The organism is Amycolatopsis sp. cg5 (assembly GCF_041346955.1).
Taxonomy (GTDB): domain Bacteria; phylum Actinomycetota; class Actinomycetes; order Mycobacteriales; family Pseudonocardiaceae; genus Amycolatopsis.
In genome coordinates, this window is record NZ_CP166849.1 from 9,205,313 (window position 1) to 9,230,410 (window position 25,098).

Annotated in this window: 25 protein-coding genes; 13 read left to right on the plus strand and 12 right to left on the minus strand. The window is 68.1% G+C overall.

Features of this window, described 5'->3' with window-relative positions; genetic code table 11:
• The first annotated feature begins 57 nt into the window (after nt 1-57).
• The 4 genes from AB5J62_RS41965 to AB5J62_RS41980 all read left to right on the plus strand — a co-directional run bounded on the left by AB5J62_RS41965 (nt 58) and on the right by AB5J62_RS41980 (nt 2,934).
• A complete protein-coding gene (locus tag AB5J62_RS41965; protein WP_370945615.1) occupies nt 58-636 on the plus strand; it encodes an RNA polymerase sigma factor in 579 nt (192 codons plus the stop codon).
• A gap of 92 nt (nt 637-728) precedes the next feature.
• On the plus strand, nt 729-1,880 hold the full coding sequence (gene nagA / locus AB5J62_RS41970) for an N-acetylglucosamine-6-phosphate deacetylase (protein ID WP_370950480.1): 1,152 nt from the start codon (nt 729-731) through the stop codon (nt 1,878-1,880).
• The gene (locus AB5J62_RS41975) at nt 1,877-2,200 is read left to right on the plus strand and encodes a hypothetical protein (RefSeq protein WP_370945616.1); all 324 of its coding nucleotides are present in this window, start codon (nt 1,877-1,879) and stop codon (nt 2,198-2,200) included. The genes nagA and AB5J62_RS41975 overlap by 4 nt, the downstream gene beginning before the upstream one ends.
• Nucleotides 2,201-2,235: 35 nt before the next feature.
• Complete coding sequence (locus AB5J62_RS41980; protein ID WP_370945617.1) at nt 2,236-2,934, plus strand: DedA family protein; 699 nt, start codon at nt 2,236-2,238, stop codon at nt 2,932-2,934.
• Nucleotides 2,935-2,989: 55 nt separating this feature from the next.
• On the opposite strand, the gene AB5J62_RS41985 is transcribed toward AB5J62_RS41980, so the two are convergent.
• A complete protein-coding gene (locus AB5J62_RS41985; protein WP_370945618.1) occupies nt 2,990-4,378 on the minus strand; it encodes an FAD-binding oxidoreductase in 1,389 nt (462 codons plus the stop codon).
• Between the two features lie 36 nt (nt 4,379-4,414).
• Here AB5J62_RS41985 and AB5J62_RS41990 point away from each other — a divergent pair, with 36 nt between their 5' ends.
• Complete coding sequence (locus AB5J62_RS41990; protein WP_370945619.1) at nt 4,415-5,437, plus strand: glycosyltransferase family 2 protein; 1,023 nt, start codon at nt 4,415-4,417, stop codon at nt 5,435-5,437.
• Nucleotides 5,434-7,023: an alkaline phosphatase family protein gene (locus AB5J62_RS41995; RefSeq protein ID WP_370945620.1), complete on the plus strand. Its 1,590-nt coding sequence runs from the start codon at nt 5,434-5,436 to the stop codon at nt 7,021-7,023. The genes AB5J62_RS41990 and AB5J62_RS41995 overlap by 4 nt, the downstream gene beginning before the upstream one ends.
• Here AB5J62_RS41995 and AB5J62_RS42000 read toward each other — a convergent pair.
• Together AB5J62_RS42000 and AB5J62_RS42005 are read right to left on the minus strand one after the other, a co-directional pair.
• A complete protein-coding gene (locus AB5J62_RS42000) occupies nt 6,986-7,411 on the minus strand; it encodes a PPOX class F420-dependent oxidoreductase (RefSeq protein ID WP_370945621.1) in 426 nt (141 codons plus the stop codon). The two genes, AB5J62_RS41995 and AB5J62_RS42000, sit on opposite strands and share 38 nt — an antisense overlap.
• 7 nt (nt 7,412-7,418) lie before the next feature.
• Nucleotides 7,419-7,598, minus strand: coding sequence for a DUF397 domain-containing protein (locus AB5J62_RS42005; protein WP_370945622.1), 180 nt, complete (start codon nt 7,596-7,598; stop codon nt 7,419-7,421).
• Between the two features lie 176 nt (nt 7,599-7,774).
• Between AB5J62_RS42005 and AB5J62_RS42010 the strand changes: the two genes are divergently transcribed.
• The 4 genes from AB5J62_RS42010 (at nt 7,775) to AB5J62_RS42025 (ending at nt 12,771) form a co-directional block, all read left to right on the plus strand.
• Nucleotides 7,775-8,272, plus strand: a complete 498-nt coding sequence (locus tag AB5J62_RS42010; RefSeq protein ID WP_370945623.1) for a MarR family winged helix-turn-helix transcriptional regulator — start codon at nt 7,775-7,777, stop codon at nt 8,270-8,272.
• The gene (locus tag AB5J62_RS42015) at nt 8,269-10,800 is read left to right on the plus strand and encodes an MFS transporter (RefSeq protein ID WP_370945624.1); all 2,532 of its coding nucleotides are present in this window, start codon (nt 8,269-8,271) and stop codon (nt 10,798-10,800) included. Before AB5J62_RS42010 ends, AB5J62_RS42015 begins: the two co-directional genes overlap by 4 nt.
• A complete protein-coding gene (locus AB5J62_RS42020; protein ID WP_370945625.1) occupies nt 10,797-11,624 on the plus strand; it encodes a YceI family protein in 828 nt (275 codons plus the stop codon). Before AB5J62_RS42015 ends, AB5J62_RS42020 begins: the two co-directional genes overlap by 4 nt.
• A 481-nt stretch (nt 11,625-12,105) precedes the next feature.
• Nucleotides 12,106-12,771, plus strand: coding sequence for a DedA family protein (locus tag AB5J62_RS42025; RefSeq protein ID WP_091288633.1), 666 nt, complete (start codon nt 12,106-12,108; stop codon nt 12,769-12,771).
• Here the strand turns inward: AB5J62_RS42025 and AB5J62_RS42030 are convergent.
• From AB5J62_RS42030 to AB5J62_RS42065, 8 genes are all read right to left on the minus strand, one after another.
• Nucleotides 12,768-13,181 carry a VOC family protein gene (locus tag AB5J62_RS42030; RefSeq protein ID WP_370945626.1) on the minus strand — a complete coding sequence of 138 codons (414 nt, stop codon included), beginning with the start codon at nt 13,179-13,181 and terminating at the stop codon, nt 12,768-12,770. The two genes, AB5J62_RS42025 and AB5J62_RS42030, sit on opposite strands and share 4 nt — an antisense overlap.
• A 250-nt stretch (nt 13,182-13,431) precedes the next feature.
• A complete protein-coding gene (locus AB5J62_RS42035; RefSeq protein WP_370945627.1) occupies nt 13,432-14,475 on the minus strand; it encodes an isopenicillin N synthase family dioxygenase in 1,044 nt (347 codons plus the stop codon).
• A gap of 72 nt (nt 14,476-14,547) precedes the next feature.
• Nucleotides 14,548-15,294 carry an SDR family oxidoreductase gene (locus AB5J62_RS42040; RefSeq protein ID WP_370945628.1) on the minus strand — a complete coding sequence of 249 codons (747 nt, stop codon included), beginning with the start codon at nt 15,292-15,294 and terminating at the stop codon, nt 14,548-14,550.
• A complete protein-coding gene (locus AB5J62_RS42045; RefSeq protein WP_370945629.1) occupies nt 15,291-15,926 on the minus strand; it encodes a nucleoside/nucleotide kinase family protein in 636 nt (211 codons plus the stop codon). Before AB5J62_RS42045 ends, AB5J62_RS42040 begins: the two co-directional genes overlap by 4 nt.
• Nucleotides 15,923-16,765 carry a PfkB family carbohydrate kinase gene (locus tag AB5J62_RS42050; RefSeq protein WP_370945630.1) on the minus strand — a complete coding sequence of 281 codons (843 nt, stop codon included), beginning with the start codon at nt 16,763-16,765 and terminating at the stop codon, nt 15,923-15,925. The genes AB5J62_RS42045 and AB5J62_RS42050 overlap by 4 nt, the downstream gene beginning before the upstream one ends.
• Complete coding sequence (locus AB5J62_RS42055; RefSeq protein WP_370945631.1) at nt 16,762-17,553, minus strand: ATP-binding cassette domain-containing protein; 792 nt, start codon at nt 17,551-17,553, stop codon at nt 16,762-16,764. The genes AB5J62_RS42050 and AB5J62_RS42055 overlap by 4 nt, the downstream gene beginning before the upstream one ends.
• Nucleotides 17,550-18,521 (minus strand): ABC transporter permease, encoded by a 972-nt coding sequence (locus AB5J62_RS42060; protein ID WP_370945632.1) that lies wholly within the window; start codon nt 18,519-18,521, stop codon nt 17,550-17,552. The genes AB5J62_RS42055 and AB5J62_RS42060 overlap by 4 nt, the downstream gene beginning before the upstream one ends.
• Nucleotides 18,518-19,531 carry a substrate-binding domain-containing protein gene (locus AB5J62_RS42065; protein WP_370945633.1) on the minus strand — a complete coding sequence of 338 codons (1,014 nt, stop codon included), beginning with the start codon at nt 19,529-19,531 and terminating at the stop codon, nt 18,518-18,520. The genes AB5J62_RS42060 and AB5J62_RS42065 overlap by 4 nt, the downstream gene beginning before the upstream one ends.
• A gap of 117 nt (nt 19,532-19,648) precedes the next feature.
• Here AB5J62_RS42065 and AB5J62_RS42070 point away from each other — a divergent pair, with 117 nt between their 5' ends.
• Both AB5J62_RS42070 and AB5J62_RS42075 read left to right on the plus strand, forming a co-directional pair.
• Entirely contained in the window at nt 19,649-20,683 is a 1,035-nt protein-coding gene (locus tag AB5J62_RS42070) for a LacI family DNA-binding transcriptional regulator (RefSeq protein ID WP_370945634.1), read from the plus strand.
• An 88-nt stretch (nt 20,684-20,771) separates the two neighbouring features.
• On the plus strand, nt 20,772-21,638 hold the full coding sequence (locus AB5J62_RS42075) for a LacI family DNA-binding transcriptional regulator (RefSeq protein WP_370945635.1): 867 nt from the start codon (nt 20,772-20,774) through the stop codon (nt 21,636-21,638).
• Nucleotides 21,639-21,927: 289 nt separating this feature from the next.
• On the opposite strand, the gene AB5J62_RS42080 is transcribed toward AB5J62_RS42075, so the two are convergent.
• Nucleotides 21,928-22,896, minus strand: a complete 969-nt coding sequence (locus AB5J62_RS42080) for a glycoside hydrolase family 76 protein (RefSeq protein ID WP_370945636.1) — start codon at nt 22,894-22,896, stop codon at nt 21,928-21,930.
• Nucleotides 22,897-22,945: 49 nt separating this feature from the next.
• On the opposite strand from AB5J62_RS42080, the gene AB5J62_RS42085 reads away from it, so the two are divergent.
• Nucleotides 22,946-25,096 carry a molybdopterin oxidoreductase family protein gene (locus AB5J62_RS42085; protein WP_370945637.1) on the plus strand — a complete coding sequence of 717 codons (2,151 nt, stop codon included), beginning with the start codon at nt 22,946-22,948 and terminating at the stop codon, nt 25,094-25,096.
• Nucleotides 25,097-25,098: the final 2 nt, after the last annotated feature.

Consider the following 25,098-nt stretch of genomic DNA (forward strand, 5'->3'; position numbering starts at 1 on the left):
CGGGCGACCCGATAGGCTGAGCGGGCGGATATCCAGGGTCAACGACAGGCGGGGCACATGTTGGAGGGCAGCGCGGAGCGGAGTGTGGAAGCCACACTCGGACACCTTCGCATCATCGATGGGCCGGTCCCCGCGCGGGAAGCGGCTCCGGCGCCGCTAACGCTCGAAGACCTCTATCGCCAGCATCGCATGCGCCTGGTCCGGCTGGCGATCCTGCTCGTCGACGAGCCGGCCACGGCGGAGGACGTAGTGCAGGAGGCGTTCACCGGGCTGCACCGCAACTGGGGCAATCTGCGTGACGCGGCCGCCGCGATCGGTTACCTGCGCACCGCGGTGGTCAACGGGTCACGCAGCGTGCTGCGCCGCCGCAAGACCGCGCGCGAATACGTCCCGCCACACGCGGTGAACGCTCGATCGGCCGAAAGCCTCGCGATGCTGTCCACCGAGCACCAGGCGGTGGTCAGCGCGCTTTCGAAGCTTCCCCCACGTCAGCGCGAGGTTTTGGTGCTCCGCTACTACGGCGGGCTGAGCGAGGCCGAGATTTCGGAGGCCGCCGGTATTTCGAAGGGTACCGTGAAGTCAACCGCCAGCCGGGCGCTTGAAGCACTGCAAAAGGCCATGCAGACCTCCAACTGACCCGGTGATCCGTATCAAACCGCAAAGTTGTATCTGCCATGTCTGGTCCAGACCAATATATGCTGGGGTGCGTGAAGGGCGCCGGAGACTTTGTGATCACGGGCGGCCGGGTGGCAGGCCCGGACCGTCTACTGGACGATGGCTGGGTTGCCGTCTCCGGTGGGCTGATCAAGCAGATTGGTAGCGGGACACCTCCCGACGGGCATCACGTCGACGTGAGCGGGGCGCTGGTCGTGCCCGGTTTCATCGACACGCACTGCCATGGCGGCGGTGGCGGTTCGTTCTCCAGCGGGGATCCCGAGGAGATACTGACCGCGGTGCGCGCGCATCGGCGGCACGGCACGACCACGATGATGGCGAGCCTGGTGTCCGACCCGATCCGCCTGCTCTGCGACCAGATCGCCGCGCTGCGCGAGCTGCACGAGGACGGCGAGATCGCCGGCGTGCACCTCGAGGGCCCGTTCATCTCGAAGGCGCGGTGCGGGGCGCACGACCCGGACACGCTGCTCGAACCGGACACGGCGACCATCAACGCGCTGCTGGCCAAGGGCCGCGGCGCGGTTCGTATGGTCACCCTCGCGCCGGAGCTGCACGGCGGCGTCAAGGCCGTCCGCCAGCTCGCGGAGTCCGGTGTGATCGCCGCGCTCGGGCACACCGACGGCGTCGAGGAGCAGATCCGGCCGGCCATCGACGCGGGCGCGACCGTCGCGACGCATCTGTTCAACGGCATGCGCCCACTGCACCACCGCGAGCCGGGCCCGATCGGCGCGCTGCTCGACGACGAGCGCATCACGGTCGAGCTGATCTGCGACCTCGTCCACATTCACCCGACCGTGCTACGCCTGGCGGCGGTGCACGCGGGGCTGAGCCGGACCGTGCTGATCACCGACGCGATGTCGGCGACCGACGCGGCCGACGGCAGCTACCGGCTCGGGCGGCTCGAGGTCGACGTCAGCGGCGGCGTCGCGACGCTCGCCGAGAACGGTTCGCTCGCCGGCAGCACGCTGACCATGGACACGGCGTTCCGCAACCTGGTCCGCGGCGCGAAACTCGGCCTGCTCAGCGCTGTCCGCGCGACTTCGAGCAAGCCGGCCGAGCTGCTGGGCATCGCCGACCGCACCGGTTCGCTGAAGCCGGGGCTGGCCGCGGACATCGTCGTGCTCGACGACGACCTGCGGCCGTCGAAGGTACTCCGCAAGGGTGAGTGGGTCGCCGAGGTCGGAACAGCTACCGTGGGGTCATGAGCGAGGGGAAGGACCCGGAACGGCTGCTGGCCGACGCGCTGCGCGCGCAGGCCGTTTTCGCGCCGTCCACCACACCGGTCGAGTCGACGACCGACAGCATGCCGCCGTTGCAGTACGGGCTGCTGTCGGGCACCGGCGCGGACTCGCTCGAACGGGAGCGGGCCGCGCTCGATTCGTCGACCGAAGAGGTCGCGCCGCCGACCGTCCGGCAGCAGGTGGTTCCCGCCCAGTCACCGTTGCCGGTCGTGTGGATCCTGGTGCTCGCGGTACTGCTGGGACTGGCCGCCGGTTCCGTCGTCGGGCTGCTGACCCTGCTGTAAGCCCGCACTCAGGGTGACCCTGTACCGTTTTTGTCGTGATCCTCGCGCAGACCACGGTCCAGATGTCCCTCATGCCGTCCTGGCTCGATCCGCAGCACCTGCTCTCGGGCCTGACCACGACGGTCGTCGCCGTGCTGTGCCTGATCATCTTCATCGAGAGCAGCATCTTCCCGGTGCTGCCCGGTGACTCACTGCTGTTCACCGCCGGGATCTTCATCGCCCGCGGCGACATCGAAGCACCGCTGTGGCTGGTGTGCGTGCTGGTCACCGTCGCCGCGCTGCTGGGCAACGCGGTCGGCTACTTCATCGGCTACAAGGCCGGTCCCAAGCTGTTCAACCGGCCGGACTCGAAGTTCTTCAAGAAGGAGTACGTCGACAAGACGCACGCCTTCCTGGAGAAGCACGGCCCGAAGGCGGTCGTGCTCGCGCGCTTCGTGCCGTTCGTGCGGACGTTCATCACCTGGATCGCCGGCATCGGCCGGATGGACCCGAAGCGCTACTTCACGTACACGGTCATCGGCGGCATCCTGTGGGCGGCGGGCATCACCGTGCTCGGCCACCTGCTGGGCAACGTCGAGTTCATCAAGAACAACGTGGACGCGATCTTCATCCTGATCGTGCTGGTGTCCGTGGTCCCGATCGCGCTCGAGTGGCTCAAGGCGCGACGCGAGAAGAAGGCGCACCCCGAGGTCGACGCCGAGGTCACGCAGCGCATCCCGCGCATCGAAGGCTAAAAGCTCGTGAGCGTTGCGGGCGGTTCTAACCGCCCGCAACGCTCACGACCCTTTTCTAGAGCGAGAACATCGAGCCGGGGTTGAAGAGGTTCCCCGGGTCCAGTGCCTGCTTGATCTGGCGGTGCACCTTCAGCCCGACCGGCCCGATCTCCTTCGCGAGCCACTCGCGCTTGATCTTGCCGATGCCGTGTTCGCCGGTCACTGTTCCACCCAGCGAAAGCCCGATCTCCAGAATCTCGTCGAACGCCTGCTGCGCGCGGGCGAACTCGTCCTCGGAGTCGGGCGAGTACACGATCGTCGGGTGCATGTTGCCGTCGCCCGCGTGGCCGACCACCGCGATGCGCAGGTCGACTTTTTCGCTCACCCGCTGGCATCCGGCGATCAGCTCGGCGATGCGGGTGCGCGGGACGCAGACGTCGTCGGTCAGCCAGACGCCGTACATCTCCAGCGCGGTCAACACGATACGGCGCGCCTGCAGGAGCATGTTGCCCTCGGCGATGTCGTCGGTCGCGTACGCGAGCGTCGCGCCGCAGTCATTGCAGATCTGTTCGAGCGCGGCGAGTTCACGGCGCGCGACCTCGCCGCCGGAGTCCGACTGGGCGAGCAGCAACGCCTGGCAGTCCGAACCCGCGCCGAGGTCGGTCTTGAGGTACGTCTCGGCCGCCTTGATCGAGGTGGCGTCCATGATCTCCAGCAGCGACGGCACCAGGCCTTCGCGCACGACCCTGGCGACCGCCTCGCCCGCGGCCTCGGTGCTGCTGAAGCCGGCGACGAGCGTCGACGGCGCTTGCGGCAACGGCTTCAGCGCGACCGTCGCCTGGGTGATCACGCCGAGAGTTCCTTCGCTGCCAACGAAAAGGCGGGCCAGGTCGTAGCCGGCGACGCCCTTGACCGTGCGGCGGCCGGTCTTGAGCAGTGAGCCGTCGGCGAGCACGACTTCCAAGCCCAGCACCGAATCCGTGGTCACGCCGTACTTCACGCAGCACAGCCCGCCCGCGTTGGTGGACAGGTTGCCGCCGATGGTGCACCAGTCGTAGCTGGACGGGTCCGGCGGATAGAACAGGCCGTGCTTCTCCACGGCGTTGCGGAAATCGAGGTTCACCACGCCCGGCTGGAGCACGGCGAGGCGGTTGCCCGCGTCGATCTCGACGATCTGGTTGAGCTTGGTCAGCACGAGCACCACGCAGCCGTCGACGGCGTTGGCCGCGCCGGAAAGGCCGCTGCCCGCGCCGCGCGGCACGATCGGCACGCCAGCCTCGGCGCAGGCACGCACAGTCGCCTGCACACCTGCCACATCGACAGGCAGCACCACTGCCAGCGGTTTTCCGACGGGCGCGAGCGGCATCATGTCGCGCGCGTAACTGTCCGTGACATCGGTGTCGGTGAGCACGGCAGCGGTGCCGAGCTCCTCACGGAGGCGAGTGACGAGGGCGTCGTTGCTCATACGTCAACGGTAACTCCATCGGCTATCGTCGCCCGGGTGGATCACCAGGCAATGGCCGAAGAGCTGGCCAGGCTGCGCACCGTCGTCGACGAGCAGAGCAAGGCGCTCGAGCACCTGACGCAGTGGCTGCAGGATCACGGCAAGGCGATCGAGGACCACGGTCGCGGTCTCGGCGACCACGGCAAGGAATTCTTCGGCATCAACGAGCGGCTCGGCGCGCTCGAGCCGCTCAAAGAGGCCATGCGGCACAACAACGACTGGCTCGACGGGCACACGACCGCGTTGGCGGGCCTGCACATCCGCGCCGCCGAGCTGGAGAGCGCGGAGTCCGTCCACGTGTTCACCTCGTGGCTCGGCCAGCTCGAACTCGCCGACGGGCCCAAGATCTCGGTCATCATGCCGACCCACGACCGTGCCGGGCTGCTGCCGCGCGCGGTCGCGTCCGTGCTCGCGCAGGCGTACCCGAACCTGGAGCTGGTGATCGTCGATGACGCCAGCTCCGACGAGACTCCGCAGGTCATCTCCGGTTTCGACGATCCGCGTATCCGGGCGATCCGCACCGAGCACGGTGGTGTGTGCGCGGCGCGCAACGCGGGGCTCGACGTGGCGACCGGTGAGGTCATCACCTACCTCGACGACGACAACACCATGCATCCGCTCTGGCTCAAGGCGCTGGCCTGGGCGTTCGGCAAGCATCCCGAGGTCGACGCGGCGTACGGCGGTTTCGTCATCGACGACATCGAGCGCGTGCACCGCGGCGCGGGTGGCAGCCTGCCCAGGCTGATGCTGCGTCCGTACAGCCGCGAGGTGCTGCTCAAGGAGAACCTGGCCGACATCAGCGCCGTCGGCCACCGCGCCGGGCTGCCCGCCGCGCGCTTCGACGAGTCGCTGCGCGAGATGGGCGACTGGGACCTGCTCTGCGCGCTGACCGCCGAGCGCGAACCGATGGTCCTCCCGGTGATCGCCTGCTTCTACTCGACGGACGCGCCGGACCGGCTGTCCAACGGGCCCACCTACGAAGCGGACTTCGCCAAGGTCCGCGGGAAGCACGCGCCATGACCAAGATCCTCGTCGTCGCGCTGGACGCCTGCGACCCCGACACCATCCGCGCCATGGCGGCCGACGGCGAGGTGCCCACGCTCGCCAGGCTGCTCGACGAGAGCGCGTCGGCCACCACGCGCAACCCGTACGGGCTGTTCGTCGGTTCGTTGTGGAGCAGCTTCTTCACCGCGCGCACAGCCGCGCGGACGGGGTTCCACTGCTGGGAAGAGGTCGACACCAAGACCTACGAGCGACGGCTGACCAGTCCGCTGGAAATCCGCGGCACCCCGTTCTGGGAGACGTTGTCCGCCGCGGGTAAACGGGTCGCCGTGCTGGATGTGCCGCACTCGAAGGCGAAGCCGTTGAACGGCGTGATGGTGTGCGAGTACGCCTGCCATGACAGGCATTTCGGCTTTCACACCTCGCCGCCGGCCCTGGCGAAGGAGATCGAAACCGAGATCGGCCTGACGCCGATCCTGACCGCCGAGCCGCATCTGGTCCGCGACTGGGCGCCGGACGACTACCTGCACCGAGACGGCGACCATCGCACCGCCGACGAGGAACGCGCGCTGACCCACGGTCTCGTCGACGGCATCGAGCTGAAGACCCAGCTCTCGACGCAGTTGCTCGCGAAGGGTGACTGGGATCTTTTCCTGACGGTGTACGGCGAATCGCACAGCATCGGCCATCAGCAGTGGCACCTGCACGACCACGGGCACCGCGCCTACGACGTCGCGCTGGGCAAGGAACTGGACCCGATCCGCTCGGTCTATCGGCAGCTCGATGTCGCGATCGGCGAGCACCTGGCGTTGACCGAGCAGGACACGACGGTGTTCGTGCTGCTCAGCCACGGCATGGGACCGCGTTACGAGGGCAGTCACCTGCTGCACGAACTGCTGCGGCTGCTCGACCAGGCCGAGTCCGACGGCTACCGCGGGTCCTCGCTGAAGCGGTTCGCCAAGCGGAAGGTGTCGGACCTGCCGGGGCTCGCGTCAGGCGTGCTGCCGTTCCTGCGCAGGCGATTGGCTCGCGACCCACTGCCCGCGGTGCCGAACTGGGCGACGCCAGAGCAGCGTGCCCGTCAGCGATACTTCTTGTCCCCCAACAACTTCGTGTTCGGCGGGGTGCGGATCAACCTCGAAGGCCGCGAGCCGTCCGGTGTCGTCAAGCGTGCCGACTACGACGCCGTCTGCGATCAGCTGAGCGAAGATCTGCTCGCGCTGGTCAACGTCGAGACGGGCGAGCCCGTGGTCCGCGCGGTCTCACGCACCTCGGACCACTACGACCGCGAAGCCGACGATTCGTTGCCGGACCTGCTGATCGACTGGGGTCGCAGCGGCCCGATCGAGACGGTCTGGTCGCCGAAGACCGGTGTCGTGCACGGCCCGGACACGCATTGGCGCACCGGCGATCATCGCCCGGACGGCCTGTTGCTCGCGAGCGGACCGGGCTTCACGCCTGGCGCTTCGCTGTCGGACATGGACGTCGTCGACTTCGGCGCGAGCCTGTCGGGCATGCTCGGCGTGACGCTGGGCGAAGACACCGACGGCCGGGTCCTGGATTGGGCTAGCGAGTCATCCCGTACACCCGCTCGATCCGAATAGTCAGCAGCACGCGCTCGTCCGAGACCATCGCGGCGCGGTACTCGTCCCAGTCAGGGTGCTCGCCCTTGATGCGGCGATACAGGTCGACGAGCGCCTCGACCGTGGCGTCACCGGGGTCTTTCGCGACGTCCGTGAGCTCGGCGGTGCCCTCGGCGACCGCGTAGGACCAGCCGTCCGGCAGCGTCACGTGGTAGCTGGCGCGCGGGTCGCGGCGCAGGTTCTTGGTCTTGGCGCGCGGCTCCGTGATGGACACGAGGATCGCGCCCGCGCCGGCGTCGTAGAAGTGCGTGACGTTGGAGAGCTGCGGCCTGCCGTCGCGCTTGAGCGTCGCGAGCACGCCGAGCTGGACCTCGCCGAAAAGCCGGCGCAGCGCTGTGTCGTCGGTCATGGTCCGGTCAACCCGCGACACGGTCCTCGAATTCCCGCGGAGCAGCAGCCGGGACGACCAGCGGACCGGCCTGGGGTGCCGCCGGGTCCCTGACGGTGACCGCTGCGGATAACACAGCGACCTCGACACAGCCACCGACCAGCTCCTCGTCCCTCACCCGGCCCAGACGTATCAGCCTATCGAGCACTTCAAGTCACCGTCCCGGATGAACAATTCGGGCAAAAAACCCAGGTGAGGATGCTTGTATCGGCCAACTATGGTGTCGTCTGACACACAGTCAGTTATTTGACTTGCGCAACCAACCGCACGGGCACATCCTTGCTTGAGGCAACTAGTTGCAGCCGCCAAATAAGCAGGGGACCCATGGACACGACCAAGGCCGAGCTCGATCTCGCCGATGAGCTGGGACATCAGCTCGTCCGCTTCGTCCGGCTCATCAACCGGGCGAAGTCGCAGGTGGCCAAGCAGGGACCGGACGGCATCGAACGGGCCGCCTACGCGATCCTGTTCACGCTGATCCACGAAGGCCCGCAGCGCACCAGCAGGCTCGCCGAGTCCCTGCACTCCGAGATCTCCACGATCAGCCGCCAGAGCAGCTCACTGGTCCAGCACGGACTGGTCGAGCGCCAAGCCGACCCGGAGGACGGCCGCGCCTGCCTGCTCGCGCCGACCGCCGAGGGACACCGGGTGTTCGAGGAGAACCGCAAGGTACGCAACGTCTGGATCGCCGAAGTGCTGCACGACTGGTCCGAAGAGGACCGTCAGACGCTGAACACCCTGTTCGGCCGCCTCAACTCCGGCATCGAAAAGACCTCTCCACAACTAGCCGATCAACCCCAGGCCAAGGGGGCCTCCGCATGAGTTCCGCCGTCGCACCACCAGCCGTCGAAGAGCCCAAGCTCAGCCACCGGCAGATCGTCACGATCCTGTCCGGGCTGATGATGGGCATGTTCCTCGCGGCGCTCGACCAGACGATCGTCGGCACCTCGATCGTCAAGATCGCCAACGACCTGCACGGTTTCGACCTGCAGGCATGGGCGACCACCGCGTACCTGATCACCTCGACGATCGCGACGCCGATCTACGGCAAGCTGTCCGACATCTACGGGCGCAAGCCGTTCTACCTGGCCGCGATCACGATCTTCGTGATCGGCTCCGTCGCTTCGACCTTCGCGCAGTCGATGTATCAGCTCGCCGCCTTCCGCGCGGTGCAGGGCATCGGCGCCGGTGGCCTGATGTCACTCGCGTTCACGATCATGGGCGACATCGTCCCGGCGCGGGAACGGTCGAAGTACCAGGGTTACTTCCTCGCGGTGTTCGGCACCTCGACGGTGCTCGGTCCGCTGCTCGGCGGTTTCTTCGCCGGGCTGGACAAGCTCGTCGGCATCGCGGGCTGGCGCTGGGTCTTCCTGATCAACGTGCCGATCGGCATCATCGCGCTCGTCGTCGTCTCGTTCGTGCTGAACGTCCCGCACGCCCGCCACGACCACCGCATCGACTGGTGGGGCGCGATCACGCTGACCGTCGGTGTCGTGCCGCTCCTGGTGGTCGCCGAGCAGGGTCAGAAGTGGGGCTGGGACTCGCGTAACTCCCTTATCTGCTACGGAATCGGCGTCGTCGGCATCATCGCGTTCATCCTCGTCGAGAAGCTGATGAAGGACGAGGCGCTCATCCCGTTGCGCCTGTTCAAGAACTCGACGTTCAGCGTCGCGATCATCGGCGGTGTCATCGTCGGTGTGGCGATGTTCGGCGCGATCACCATGATCCCGCAGTACATGCAGGTGGTTCAGGGCTACACGCCGACCCAGTCGGGCCTGCTGATGCTGCCGCTGATGCTGGGCATCATGTCCGGCTCCGTCCTTTCCGGACAGATCACCGGCCGCACCGGGCGGTACAAGTTCATCCCGGTGCTGGGCACGCTGCTGATCGCCGTCGGCGCTTTCCTGTTCTCGCAGGTGGAATGGAACAGTCCACTGTGGATGCCGCTGGTGTTCGCGGCGATCATCGGCTTCGGTCTCGGTGGCTGTATGCAGACGCTGATCATCGCCGTGCAGAACGCGGGACCGCGCCGCGACATGGGCGTCTCGACCGCGTCGGCGACCTTCTTCCGCCAGATCGGTGGCACCGCGGGTGTCGCGGTGTTCCTGACGATTCTGTTCAACACCTTGCCTGGCAACATCTCCAAGGCGTTCGGCGGCAAGCTGCCGGAGGGCATGGGCAGCGGGCTCGGTGACCTGCAGGCCGACACGTCCAAGATCCAGAGCCTGCCGGACGCCGTGCGCATCCCGATCCTGACCGGCTTCACCGACTCGATCACGACCGTCTTCATGGTGGCCGCGGGCGTCGCGCTGCTGGCCTCGATCGTGCTGCTGTTCATGAAGGAGATCCCGCTCGTCGACGGCCCGTCGGCCGCCTCCACGATGGAAGGCGCCGAGTCGCTGTTCGAGGAGGAGACCCCGGTCGAAGAGCCGGTCGTGGAAGAGCGCGAGCCGGTGCTCGTCGGCGCCGGCAGGCATGCCATCGCCAGCGAGAACGGGCACGGCGAGTACAAGCCGGACAGCGGCGCGCTGACGTTGCCGACGGCCGAACTCAGCTCCGACTTCGGCGGCGGGCAGCCGGTCACCGGGCACATCCGGCGCCAGGACGGCTCGCACGTCACCGGCGCGGCGCTGACGTTGATCGACCAGCGTGGCCGCCAGGTCGCGCGTGGCACCGGCGCCGCCGACGGCAGCTACTCGGTGACCACCCCGCTCAACGGCACCTACGTGCTGATCGTGTCGGCGCCGGGGCACCAGCCGCAGGCGTCGAGCGTGGTCGTCGGCAACGGCCCGGCGAAGCTGGACATCACGCTGACCGGCTCCGGTGGCGTCACCGGTGTCGTCCGCAGGGCGGGCGAAGGCTCGCCGGTCAGCGGCGCGACCGTCACGCTGACCGACGAGCGCGGCGACGTGAGCGGCGCGTTCATCACGCCGGTCGACGGGACGTTCGCCTTCCAGGGCATCGGCGCCGGGCACTACACGCTGGTCGCGAGCGGCGAGCAGTTCCGCCCGGTCGCGCTGACGCTGACCGTGCCCGACAGCGGCACGATCGCGCACGACATCGAGCTGACCGGCGCCGTCCGGCTGGCGGGCACGGCGACCACCGAAGAGGGCCGGATCGTGCCCGACGCGCGGATCACCGTGCTCGACAAGGACGGCAACGTGGCCGCGGTCGCCAGGACCGACGGCGAGGGCAAGTACCTGCTGACCGACCTGCCCGAGGGCGCGTACACGGTCGTCGCCAGCGGCTACCCGCCGGCGACCAGCCAGGTCACCCTGCTGGGTGGCGCCGAGGCGCAGCACGACGTCCGCCTCGGCTACGACCAGGCTTTCGACGAGCTGCTCTCATGACGGGGCTGTCCGGGCAGATCCGCACGGCTGAAGGCTGGGCGGTCGAACACGCCGTGCTCACCGTGACGGACATGTCCGGGCAGCAGGTGGCGCGGGTGGTGGCCAACTCGCAGGGGTCGGTGGCCACCCCCGCACTGCCGCCCGGCGTGTACACGGCGGTGATCACCTCCTCCGGCTACAACCCGGTCGCGAAGACCGCCCAGATCGGCTCCGACGGCACCGGCGCACTCGGCCGCGTCTCGCTGGTCCCGGTCGAAGGCGCACTGGAGCTGCCGCCGCCCGGCCCGTGGACGATCGACCCGGCGCACTCGTCGGTGGTGGCGACCGCGCGTCACCTCGGGATCGCGAGCATCAAAGCCCGCTTCCCCGAGCTGACCGGCACGATCACGGTCGGCAGGCCGGTCGAGCAGTCGACGGTGCACGCGGAGATCACCGCTTCGGCCATCGACACCGGCATCAAGATGCGGGACGACCACCTGCGCTCGGCCGACTTCCTGGACGTCGACCGGTTCCCGACGATCGTGTTCGACAGCACGGGGCTGCGGCAGCGCGGGAGCGACTCTTGGACGCTGTCGGGGTCTTTGCGGCTGCATGGCGAAGAGCGGTCGATCGACCTGGACCTGCGGTATGGCGGGTACTCGGCGGATCCGTGGGGTGGGGTTCGGGCGGCCTTCCACGCCGAGACTCAGCTGCACCGGAATGACTTCGCGATCAACTACAACGCGATCATCCGGGCCGGGGTGGCGGCTATCGGAACGAACGTGAAGATCGAGCTGGATATCGAGGCTGTGCAGGGGTCTGCTCTGCCTGACCTGGGGGTTTGAGGGCTGGGTCGGGCTTGGGCTCGTTGCTCGGTGTGAACGGGGCGTTTGCAACCTTGAGGGTTGTGAACGCCCCGTTCACTACGTTCAGGCGGGTCGCGAACGTGACAAGGGGGGCCTTTGTCACCCTGGGCGTTACAAGGGTGACCTTTGTTTCGTCCGCCACCTGGCAGCCTCGCTCCAAAGTGGACCGTCCGAGCACCGGGCCCGCCTGAGCAGCCCCCGAATCAACGCTACCTCCGCACCCCGACGGAAACAGGGCGCCAAGATCAACTTGGTCGAGTTGTCCACAGGGTCTGACGATTGTGGACAAACCTGGGGATGTTGATCTTGACCAGGGTTCGGACCGGTGGGGGCCGATAGACTGGTGCAGGGCGGAGCCCCCAGGGACGGGCGGGGGGTGGGTAAGTAGCCGGGGGCTGACCGGGGGCTGAATTGCTCGGTTGGGGGGCTGGGGGATGTGAAGACCACGTAGGCTTTTGGTGTGAGTGCCTTTTACGCGGAGGCGCCGGGTATCGGTGTGAGCTGGCTGGACACCGCCGGTCCGCTGCTGGTGTGGGTCATCGTGTTGAGCTTCGTGTTCGCGGAATGCGCGCTCATCGTGGGGCTCTTCCTGCCCGGTGACTCCCTGCTGTTCGCCGCCGGTGTCGTGCTCGCGCAGCACGGGTCGGACACGAACGCGTGGCTGCTGTCGGCGGCCGCGCTGGCCGTGGCCGTGCTCGGGAACCAGGTCGGCTACTACATCGGTAAGCACACCGGGACCAAGCTGATCGCGCGCAGAGGTGGCAAGGTGCTGAACCGGCACAACCTCGAGCGGGCACAGCGGTTCCTGGACAGGCGGGGTTTCTTCGCGATCGTCGCGGCGCGCTGGATTCCGTGGATCCGGACGCTGGCGCCGCTCATCGCGGGTGCGGCGCGGATGGATCCGCGCCGGTTCGCCGCCGCCACCGCGGTCGGTGGCTTGTTCTGGGTGCCCACGCTGGTGTTGCTCGGCTACTACGGCGCGGGCCTACTCGACCAGATCCCCTGGGTCAAGACGGTCGCGCTCTGGGCGAGCATCGCCTTCTTCATCGCCGGTACCGGCTATGGGGTGCTGCGATACCGGCAGGAGATGCGGAAGCCGATCGACGAGACGGCGAACGCCTCTTAGGGCTCGGGGTCGGCCCAGACCTCTAGCTGGATGCCGTCGGGGTCGCGGAAGACGATCACCGCGGCACCCGGCAGGGTGCGAGACGTCGAGGCAGGCGTGTACGTCACGCCGTACTCGGTCAGCCGTCGTTCCCACTCCGCCAGGTCCGCGTGCGAAGACACCTTGAAGGCGACGTGATCGAGCCCGGTCCGCCGCTCGTCGAACGAGCGGCGCGCCTGCTCGGCGTGCTGGACCAGCATCACCGCGAATTCGTCGCCTGGTGACCGGAGCACCACCTTGCGCAGCCCGGTCTCCGGGTCGTCCCGCCTGGCGGACTCCTCCAGCTCGAGGACACGGGCGTACCAGGGCACGCTCCGGTCCACGTCGGTCACGGTAAGTGCCAGGTGGTGCACAGACCTCAGCTTTGACATGTTCTTGTGGCCGTCCTTCTTTCCGACCCCCGTCGGCGCACTCCGTGGCATATCAAAGCGCCACACCGGTGCCGGGCTATCCGGCCCCGGTGATCAAGGGGCGGCTCCGCCCGTGCTAGAGACCTTGACCCTGAGTGCTCCATCAGCCTTACACAACTGTCATGAAAGCCAGGAAGACACGTAAAGGATTGTTACTAACCGGGGTCATCAACGGTGACAACACACCGCGTGCTCGGAGGACGACAGAAAATCAGCCTTGGAGGTTCGCTTCACGCAGCCGGGCGAGCGTCGACAAGCGATCTTCGGTCTCGATGCGGCGCGTGGTGACCCGATCGGGGTAGCACCGGGTGAACATGTTCGTGAAGTGCGTGCCGTAGTGGATGTACTCGTCCTCGGTCGTGGACCCGGACAGCGGCCGGACACAGACCTCGAAGTTGGGCTCGTGGAAGTACGCCATGGTGAACCGCTCGCGGGTGTTCAGCCGGACCTTGTGCGGCGTCGACAGCAGCGCGCCGCCGGTGAGGAACTGCAGGATGTCACCGGGGAAGACGGTGAACACGCTGGGCACCGGCTCGACGAAGTGCCACGGCTCCTCGTTCTCGTACATCCCGGCCATGCTCTCGTCTTCGAGCCAGTTGCGGTTGCGGTGCTCGCCGTCGACCGGCGGCCGGATGAACAGCCCGCCGACCTCGTCCTGCGCGGCGATCACCAAGAGGCCGTAGTCGGTGTGCGCGCCGATGCCGCGCGACGTCGCGCTCGACATCGGCGGGAAGCGCAGCACCCGCATGTGGTGCCAGCCGTCGACGGTGAGCTTGGTGAACGCGTCGAGGTCCAGGCCGAGCCCGAGCGCGACGAGCTTGAGCAGGTTCTCGCCCATCGTGCCCAGTTCGTCCATGTAGGACCGCATCGTCTTGTGATAGCCCTCGTCCGGCCACGGCACCGGCCCGTGGCACGGCCAGCCGGCCTCGACTCTCGGGTCGTCCTCGGGAACGTCCTTGCAGACGGTGAAGATCTCCGAGTAGTCGGCCTCGCCCGCGGTGACCTCCTCGCCCGAAGCGATGTAGCCGCTGTAGGTCAGGTCGCTGACGAAGCCCGATTTGTGTTCCAACGGCGATTCGAAGAATTTTTTACTGGCTTGAAATGCTTCGAGCGTTTTTCGATCTTGTTCGGGTTCGGCGACGACTTGGAAGATCCCGTCTTCCTGCCACACCCTGATCATTTGCCTGCCGAGGATTTTCTCGGCATTTGTTCCGGTGACCGACACGGGCAGGGTGAAAGTCTGCAAGTCCGCCATGGGGATTCCTTTCTAGGGCCGCGCCTGCTTCAACATAAGCCACACGGAAGGAAAAGGAATCCGGTTCATGGCCTAGCGGCCACCACCCACTTGGAGTACCGATCCGGTCAGATACGAAGCCGCAGGCGACAGTGCCCAAAGGATGGCTTCGGCGATTTCCGACGGCTTACCGGCACGTCCCATCGGGATGGTCGGGGCGATCCGGTCGAGCCTGTCCGGCAGTCCGGCCGCCGCGTGCAGTCCGGTGTCGACCATGCCGGGCGCGATCACGTTGACGCGCACGCCTTCCTTGGCGACCTCTTGCGCCACACCGAAGGTCATGGTGTCCACAGCGGCCTTGGTCGCCGCGTAGTGCACCCATTCGCCCGCCGATCCGGTGCGCGCGGCAGTCGACGAGACGTTGACGATCGCGCCGCCGGAACCACCGTGCCGCGTGGACATCCGCCGAATGCCCTCCCGGACACAAAGGAAGACGCCGGTGATGTTCACGTCGACCACTCGTCGCACGGTTTCTACCGTTTGTTCGTCCAATCTGCCCGGAGTATTGCCGGTGATCGCCGCATTGTTCACCAGCGCGGCGATCGGCCCGAAATCGGCGGCCGCGTCGAATAATTCGCGCACATCGCGCTCCGACGCGACGTCGCCGCGCACGGTGAGCGCGCGGCGACCTGTCCGTTCGACCTCGGCCGCGACCTTTCCGGCGGCTGATGCGTCATTCGCGTAATTGATGACGACGTCGTAGCCTTTTTCCGCGGCGAGCACGGCGACGGCGGCGCCGATTCCGCGGCTGCCGCCCGTCACGATGAGCACCCCGGTCATATGGCGAAGTTGACCAGCGGCAGGTTCTCCAGCACCAGGTCCGCGCGGGTGCGCGTGGCGTCGATGAGGTCGGCGTTGCGCTGGTCAGAGCCGAGCGCGCGGCGCTTGGCCTCGACGAGCGAGCGCCCGTACCGCCGATGCCGCGAGACGAGCCGCTCGATGCGCTCCGGCTCGTCGGGCGCGAGGAACCACGCCTCGGTGAGCAGCGGCTTCACCGCGTTCCACGGGTCGGAGTCGAGCAGCAGGTAGTTGCCTTCGGTGATGACCAGCGGCACGTCGGCGGGCACCGCCACGGCGCCGGCGATGGGCTCCTCGATCTCACGGCGGAACTCGGGCGCGTACACGGTCTCCCCGCCGGCGGCGAGCCTGCGCACGAGGTTGACGTATCCATTGGCGTCGAAGGTGTCCGGCGCGCCCTTGCGCTCGGTGCGGTCGAGCCTGCGCAGCTCGGTCTGCGCCAGGTGGAACCCGTCCATCCCGACCACCGCGGCCCGTGAGCCGAGCACCTTCGCGAGGCCCCACGCGAGCGTCGTCTTGCCGGACGCGGGCGCGCCCACGATGCCCAGCACGCTGCGCTGACCAGGCTTGGCCATCGCCTGCGCCCTGGTCAGGAGGTCCTCGAACGATGTCATCTCTTTCCCTTTCCCTGCACCGCGATCACCCATGACCGCGGCCCTGCGTGCCGCACCCGTTCGGCGGCCACCTCGTTGGCGAACCCGATCAGCTCGGGCAGCTCGAACTTCCCCACCCCGTACGCCAGCGCGCCATGCCAGACATCGCCCGCGCCCAGCGTGTCGCGGGCGGCTACCTCGGGCACGGCTACGGACCCTGAAGAGTTCACTGTGGACCAACGAACCGGTCCGGGTCCAGCGGTGGTGATCACGGTCGGCACGCCGCGCTCGTGCAGCCCCGGTCCCGGCGCGCGGAACTGGGCAGAGCAGGCGGCGATGTCCACGAACGGCAACAGCTCGTCGAGCACCGGTTTCCAGCTGCCCGCGTCGAGCACGACGGGGACGCCGTGCTCGCGCGCCCAGCGGACGGTGCGCAACGCCAGCGCCGGATGGTGCCCGTCGACGAGCACGGCGGTCGCCGGTTTCAGCGGGGTGAACGCGGGCGCGGGCGTCAGCAGCGCGGCGGCGTTGCGCGAGACGACCGTGCGCTCACCGTCGTGGTCGCGCACGGTCGCGGCGCTGACCGCGGGTGGATCAGGGTGCTCCGGCAGCAGGTCGACGACCTCGACGCCGTGTGCTTCGAGGTCGGCGCGGGCGAGTGTGGCCAGCGGGTGTGCGCCGAGGACGGTCAGCAGGGTCGCCTCGCCGCCGAGCGCGGCCACGGTCACCGCGGCGTTCGTCGCAGGCCCCCCGGCCGCGACGTCCACCGCGAGTGACTGGACCTTCTCGCCAGGCGACGGCAGCTCGGTGACCCGCTGCACGACGTCGACGGTGCACAGACCCGCCAGCACGACACTCATAACCCGGCTCTCACCGCCGCCTCGACCTCTTCGACCTCGCCGTTCTCACCGAGCCGCAGCGCGCCGGTGAGCAGGCCGACCACCTGGTTCATCGTGTGCGTCTTCGGCGAGACGACCGCGACGCGCTTGCCGAGCCGGTGCACGTGGATGCGGTCGGCGATGTCGAAGACGTGCGGCATGTTGTGGCTGATCAGCACGACCGGCAGGCCACGCTCGCGGATCCGGTCGATCAGCGCGAGCACCTTGCCGGACTCGGCGACGCCCAGCGCGGCCGTCGGCTCGTCCATGATCACCGCCTTGGTGCCGAATGCGGCCGCGCGCGCGACGGCGACACCTTGGCGCTGTCCGCCGGACAGCGTCTCGACCAGCTGAGTGATCGACTTGACCTTGATGCCGAGCTCGTCGAGCACCTTCTGCGCCTGCGTGCGCATGGTGGTGGTGTCGAGCTTGCGGAACGGGCCTTTGCGGATCTCGCGGCCGAGGAACATGTTCGACGCGATGTCGAGCGCGGGCGCGACTGCCAGGTCTTGATAGACCGTCTCGATGCCTACGTGCCGCGCGTCCAGCGGCGACTTGAAGTGCACGACCTCGCCGTCGACCTTGATCTCGCCCTCGTCGGGGATGAGCGCGCCGGACAACGCCTTGATCAGGCTGGACTTCCCGGCGCCGTTGTCGCCGACGACCGCGAGCACCTCGCCCGGGTAGAGGTCGAAGTCGGCGCCGTCGATCGCGGTGACCTGCCCGTAGCGCTTGACCAGTCCGCGTGCTTGGAGCGTTGGTTCGGTCATGCCTTCCTCCTGACGACCCGGTCCACGATCACGGCGACGACGAGCAGCGCGCCCGTCGCGACGTCCTGGTACAGCGCGTCGACGCCCATCTGGGTCAGCCCGGACCGCAGCACGGCCACGACGAGTGCGCCGAACAGCGTGCCGAGCACCGAGCCACGGCCGCCGAACAGGCTCGTGCCGCCGAGCACGACCGCGGTGATCGAGTCGAGGTTGCCGAGCTGGAAGGCGTTCGGGTCGGCGTTGGGCACGCGGCCGATCGCCTGCCAGGCGGCGATGCCGAAGATGAACCCGGCGACCACGTACACCGACAGGATCGTCCGGTTGACCTTGATGCCGGACAGCCGCGCGGACTCTGGCGCGTTGCCGACGGCGTAGACGTGCTTGCCCCATGCGGTCTTGGTCAGCGCGTACCAGATGACGAGGTACATCAGCAGCGCCAGCGTCATGCCGTAGGTGATCGGGATGCCGCCGAAGAGGTACCGGCGGGTGCCGAGCCAGCGCAGTACCCCGTCCGCGACCGGGATGGCCTGGCCGCCGGCGAGCAGTTTCGCCGACGCGGTCAGCATGGTGAACACGCCGAGCGTGACGATGAACGCCGGCAGCTTGATCCGGGTGACCAGCGAGCCGATGACCGCGCCGATCGCGACCGTCACCAGCACGCCGACGATCAGCGCGACGATGCCGCCGGACCCGGCCAGCTTGGCCATGATCAACGTCGCGACGACCATGGCCGAGGCGTTGGACAGGTCGATGCCCGCGGTCAGGATGATCAGCGTCTGGCCGAGCGCCAGCGTGCCGACCACCAGGGACTGTTCGACGACGAGCGACAGGTTGTCGAGATCGAGGAACGTGGTCGTGGACAGTGAGAACACGATGATCGCGGCGACCAGCGCCAGCGCCGGGCCGACGGCGGGCGCGCGGAGCAGGAACTCACCGACGGACGCGCGATCACGGGTCATGGTCGTCATTTCTGGCCTCCCCAGCAGTTCTCCAGGCCCCACGCGGTGTCGTGGCTTTCGATGCCGGGCAGCGGCTTGTCGGTGATGACCGCGGAGCCGGTGTTGATGAACCCGCTCGGCTTCTTACCCGTCTTCGCGTACTCGACGGCCGCGAGGACGCCCTGCTCGGCCATCTTCTTCGGAAACTGCATGACGGTGGCCGCGTACTGGCCGTCCTTGACGTTTCGGACGCCTTCGCAGCCGCCGTCGATCGAGCCCATGGCGACCTTGCTGACGAGCCCGCGCGCCTGCAGCGCCGCGTACGCGCCACGGCCCATCGGCTCGTTCATCGAGTAGACGGCGTTGATGTCGGTCGTGCGCTGCAGCAGATTCTCCATGCCCTGCTGGGCCAGGCTCTGGTCGCCGTTCGCCGGGGTGCGGCCCTTGATCTCGGGGCTCGCGTCCGTCAGCCCGATGCCCTTGAGGAAGCCGGTGTGGCGTGCGGTGTCGACCGTGCTGCCCGCGGTCCCGTCGACCATGAGCAGCTTCGGCGCGGCGCCTTGGAGCGCGGCTTTGACGTACGCGCCCTGCTGGCGGCCCGCCTCGAAGTTGTCGGTGGCGAAGGTGGCGTCGACGGCCGTGTCCGGGTCGGTCGCGGTGTCGAGCGCGATGACCAGCACGCCCTTCGAGCGGGCGCGGCCGATGGCGTCCAACACCCCGGTGGACGAGCTCGGCGTGATGAGGATGGTGGTCGCGCCCTGCTGGAGCAGGTTCTCGATGGCGCGGACCTGGCCGTCGTTGTCACCGTCGAACTGGCCTGCCAGCGCGCTGAAGTCGGCGCCCTGTGCCTGCGCCGCGGCCTTGGCGGCGGCTCTCAGCTCGACGAAGTAGGGATTGGTGTCGGTCTTCGTGACCAGGCCGACCTTGGCTTTGCCGCCTTCGCCGGCAGTGGTCTTGCCGCCCCACTGGCGCTCGACCGTGCAGGCGGAGGTCAACAGGAGTAGTGCGGTCGCGGCGATCGCGAGACAACGATGTCTCATGGGTTGCCTACCTCCGAAAATGGTGATCGCGAGGCTTTCGATGCCCCGGACCGTAGACAGGCCTATGCTGACTCGCAAGCGTTTGCGCAAACGCTTGCAATCGTCAGAAGGGTGCTCATGGCTCCGCCCCGCTCCTCCCGGCCGACTCAGCGCGACATCGCCGAAATGGCCGGCGTCTCCATCACCACCGTGTCGCACGTTGTCAACGGCACCCGCGCGGTCGCCGAAGAGACGAAAGCCGCGGTACTGCGCGCGATCGAGACGACCGGGTACACCGGCGACGCCATCGCGCGCTCGCTGGTCACCGGCGGCACGCGCTCGCTCGGTGTGGCGATTTCCTTGCTGGCGAACCCGTACTTCGCCGTTTTGATCCAAGCGATCGAGCGCGAGGCGGCGAAGGCGGGCTACACGGTGCTGCTCGCGGACACGCACGACACCGCCGAAACCGAACGCGAAACGGTGCGGACACTGCGTTCCCGGCGCGTCGACGGGCTGCTGATCACCCCGTCGCCCGGCGACGGGCCGGTGATCAACGAGCTGGTCGCGCTGGACATGCCGACCGTGCTGGTCGACCGGGTGACCACGCGGACCGACGTCGACCAGGTCGGCACGGAGAACATCCAGTCCACGTCGGCGTTGACGGCGCACTTGGCGTCACTCGGCCATCGCCGGATCGGCATGATCAGCGGCGCGGCCGGGCTGACGACGAGCGACGAGCGCACGCTCGGCTACCGGCTCGGGCTCGGGCGTTCCGGGTTGACGTTCGCCGCGGAACTGGTGCAATGCGGGCATTCCTCACGCGACGGCGGCGCGCTGGCGTTCAACACGCTGCTCGCTTTGCCTGAGCCACCAACGGCTTTGGTCGTCGCCAACGACTCGATGATGGTCGGCGTGCTGCACGAAGCCCGCCGTCGTGGCGTGAAAATCGGCACCGACCTGCCGGTCGTGGTCTACGACGACGTCGAGTGGGCCGACCTCGTCGACCCACCGCTGACCACCATGGCGCAACCGATCGACGAGATCGGCACGCACGCGGTGAGGCTGTTGCTGGCAAGGATCCACGACCCCGGCCGCAAAGCGGAAACCGTACGCCTGTCACCGGTTTTACGTCACCGAGAGTCGTGTGGCTGCAGTCCCGTTCACCCACATTGATGGTTCTTCCAGTCCATCGGGTTCGCACGACCGGATGACACCCGATGAGCGGTTATGGTCGGCCTCAACGCGAGTAGGGGCTTGGTGAATGACTGCACTGTCACCGGAATTGCCGTTGTGGGACACCCATGTCACCCTCCGGTTCGGCGTCGCCATGGCGGTGCACGCCGACCCGTATTCGGGTGAGCTGCTGCAAGCCATCAAGAGCGCGGCCGCCGAAGCGGGCTGCACGATCCAGGTCGCCGACACCGGTGACAGCGTTTCCGAAGAAGCGGCGGTCATCCGCGCGCTGCGCGCCGATCAGGTCGACGGCGTGTTGCTCATTCCCGCCATCGGCGACGACGCGGTGATCAATGGCCTGGTGCGCATGGGAGTCCCGACGGTGCTCGTCGACCGGCTGGCCACCCGCACCGACGTCGACCAGGTCGGCACGGAGAACATCCAGTCGATGTCGACGCTCGTCAAGCACCTGGTGAACCAGCGGCACCGGCGCATCGGCCTGATCTCCGGCAACCCCGGCTCCAGCGTGACCCTCGAACGCGAAACCGGCTTCCGCAACGGACTCGGCCGCGCCGGCCTGCGCTGGAGCAAGGACGTCGTGGTCTGCGGCGAATCGACACCCGGCGGCGCGGCCAAGGCGATGAAGAAGCTCCTCGACGGCTGGCCCGCTCCGACGGCACTGGTCGTCGCCAACGAGGCCATGCTGATCGGCGTCCAGTACGAGGCGCACCGGCGCGGGATCAAGATCGGGACCGACCTGGCGGTCGTCGGGTACGGCGACGGATTGTGGACGCGAAACGTGTGCTCACCGCTGACGACCATGTCCCAGCCGATCGCCGAGATCGGGCGCAAGGCCATGCACATGCTGCTTTCGCGCATCGCGGAACCCGAGCGATCGCACGAGACCGTCCGGCTCGCGCCGAGCTTCCACCACCGCTCATCCTGCGGCTGCTGATCAGCTCACCCAAGGCTTTGGGGTCGTGAGTGGTACGGCCGGTTCTAACCGGCGAAAACACTCACGCCCCCTTCTTCGGCTGCCCCGTCCGCAGCAGGATCGTGGTCGGGCGTGGGTGAGGGCCTAGTTCACTCGGATCCGTGGGGTGAGCCTTCATACCTGGCTCTCGCACCTGGATGAGTGCCGTTTGCGTCGTTCAACGCCGCATTTCCCGCACAGCCACCCCGGCCGCAGTCGAGCACACCAGACACGCCACCTTTGACCTTCCGCTCAACAACCGGTCTAACACTCACGACTCCAGCACGGCGGCGGCTTCGAGGAGCATCCAGGCGCCGAGCTGGATGGAGAGGTCGCGCGATTCCTCCAGGGTCGCGCGAGTTGACCAGTCGGGGCCGTAGACCGGACCTTGAGGCGTCGCAACGGCATTGGCCTCGCAGGCGGCTGCTGAAGTAAGCACCAAGGACCGCGCGACAGCGGCGGGTTGGCCTTCGAGTCGTCGAGCGGCCAAAGCCAGATAGCGCGCGGTGATTCCCGCGAACAGGCCGCCGTCCCCGCCGCCTTGGCCACGCAGGACTCCGCCGGGCGCGCAGTGCGCCGCGACCGCGGATACCGTGCGAGCCGCAGCCTCCACATTGGACACTTCGAGGCAGGCGCCGAGGTAAACCCCTTGGCAGTACGTGTAAATGTGCTTTACGAACTCGCCGGTGTCGGGGCGATAGCCGTCCCAGACCAGGCCGGTTTCCGGGTCGACCAGCAGCGAGGTCATCCACTCGACGATCGCCTCGGCGCGCGCCAGGTCGCCAGCGCGGGCGTGGAAGATCGCGGCCGGGCCGTTGGCCGGTGCGTTCTTGAACTGGTCGCCGCGACGCCACCAGATGCCGCCGCCCGCGTCGTCGGTCCACCCGGAATGCAGCTGCGCGGAGATCGCGGTCAACGCCGGGGAAACCTCAAGACCGGTGCGCTGGAGCGCGAGGCCGAGCCAGGCGATGTCGTCGTAGTAGTCGTTGGTCCAGCGGCCGAAGTTGCGCAGGCGCACCGAGCGGACGAAGCGCGCGATCACGTCGGCCCGAGCCGGAGAGGGGGCGCGGAGCTGGGCGTCGACCAGGCAGTCTAGGAGGTGGGCCTGCCACCAGTAGTTCCAGTGCCAGTGGACGCGGTCACCGCACGACGGCGGCCAGTGGCTGCGGCCGAGCGCCGTGCCGGGCAGCGCCCAGAGTCGTCGCAGGTGCCTGCCGAGTACTGCCTCCTCCGCGTTCATGAGGTCATCCTTGCTTGTGCGAGGACATACCGCTCGGTAGGTTCGAGCGATGACGACTGCCCATGTGACCTGTCCCCTGTGCGAGGCCACCTGCGGCCTGGACGTCACGTTCGACGAGAAACAGCTGATCAGCCGCATCACCGGCGACAAGCAGGACGTGTTCTCCGGCGGCTACATCTGCCCGAAGGGCGCGTCGCTCGGTGCGCTGCACGCCGACCCGGATCGGCTGACCAAGCCGCTGGTCAAGCGGGACGGGAAGTTCGTCGAGGTCGGCTGGGACGAGGCGTTCGCCGAGATCGACGCCCGGCTGACGCCGATCATCGAGCAGCACGGGCGCGACGCCGTCGCGATCTACGCTGGCAATCCGTCGGTGCACAACATCGCGCAGACGCTGTACGGCCGGGTGTTCTACAAGGCGCTCGGCACCAAGAACTTCTACTCGGCCACGTCGGTCGACCAGCTGCCCAAGCACATGTCTTCCGGGTTCCTCTTCGGTGATCCGCTGGCGATCCCGGTTCCCGATGTCGACCGGACGCAGCACCTGTTGATCCTCGGCGCGAACCCGCTGGTGTCCAACGGCAGCCTGATGACCGCGCCGGACATGCGCGGCAGGCTCAAGGCGATTCGCAAGCGCGGCGGCAAGATCGTCGTCGTCGACCCGCGGCGTACCCGGACCGCCGATGCCGCCGACGAGCACCATCCGATCGTTCCCGGCACGGACGCGCTGCTGTTGTTCGCCATGGTCAACACCGTGTTCGGTGAGGACCTGGTCCGGCTCGGGCACTTGGCGGAGCATCTCGCCGGTGTCGACGAGGTGCGTGAGCTGGCCGCGCCGTTCACGCCGGAGGCCGTCGCGCCGAAGGTGGGCATCGCCGCGGCCGAGATCCGGCGGATGACCCGCGAGCTGGCCGCGGCCGAGTGCGCCGCCGTCTACGGGCGGATCGGCACCACCACGCAGAGCTTCGGCACGGTCGCCAGCTGGCTGGTCGACGTGCTCAACGCGCTGACCGGCAACCTCGACCGCGCGGGCGGCGCGATGTTCCCGTTCCCCGCCGCGGGCAGGCCGGTCGGATCCGCGAAGAAGCGGCAGTTCCGCGTCGGCCGCTATCACTCGCGGGTGCGCGGGTATCCCGAGGTCTACGGCGAGATTCCGGCCGCGACGCTCGCCGACGAGATCGAGACGCCCGGCGAAGGCCAGGTCCGCGCGCTGGTGACCGTCTGCGGCAATCCCGCGCTCAGCACGCCGAACTCCGGGCGGCTCGCCGGCGCGCTCGCGCAGCTGGACTTCGTCGTCTCGCTCGACGTCTACCTCAACGAGACGTCGCGCCACGCCGATGTGATCCTGCCCGGCCCGTCACCGCTGTCCAGGCCGCATTTCGACCTCGCGTTCTATCAGCTCTCCGTGCGCAACGTGGTGAACTGGACTCCGCCGACCTTCGAGACCGACGTGCCCCAGGAGTGGGAAACCCTGCTGCGGCTGACTTCGATCGTCACCGGGCAGGGCCCGAACCCGGACATCGCCGCACTCGACGACTTCGTCGCGGCGACCGTCGCGAAGAGCCAAGGCATCGACCCGGCGCTCGCGGCCGGTCGGACCGGGCCCGCGCGGCTGGTCGACCTGATGCTGCGCGGCGGTCCCTACGACCTCACGCTCGCCGACCTCGAAGCCGCACCACACGGCATCGACCTCGGCCCGCTGACTCCGCGCATTCCGGACGTGCTCAGCACCGAGAGCGGCAAGGTCGAACTCGCGCCCGCCGTGATCACGGCCGACGTTCCCCGGCTGCTGGCCGAACTCGACGTCGCCCGTGACGGTCTGCTGATGATCGGGCGGCGGCATGTCAGCTCGAACAATTCGTGGATGCACAACGTGGAAGCGTTGGTACGCGGTGGAAATCGCTGCACCGTGCAGGTGCACCCCGACGACGCGACCCGGCTCGGGCTGACCGACGGCGGCCTCGCGCTGGTGAACTCGCGGGCGGGCAAGATCGAGGTGCCGGTCGAGGTCACCGACGAGATCCGGCCGGGCGTGGTCAGCATTCCGCACGGCTGGGGTCACGATCTCGACGGCACGCGCACCCGCGTCGCGACCGCGCACGCCGGCGTGAACTCCAACATCATCGCCGACGAGACGTTGCTGGACGCGTTGAGCGGCAACGCGGTCTTCAACGGCATTCCCGTCGAAGTCGCGCCCGCGTAAGG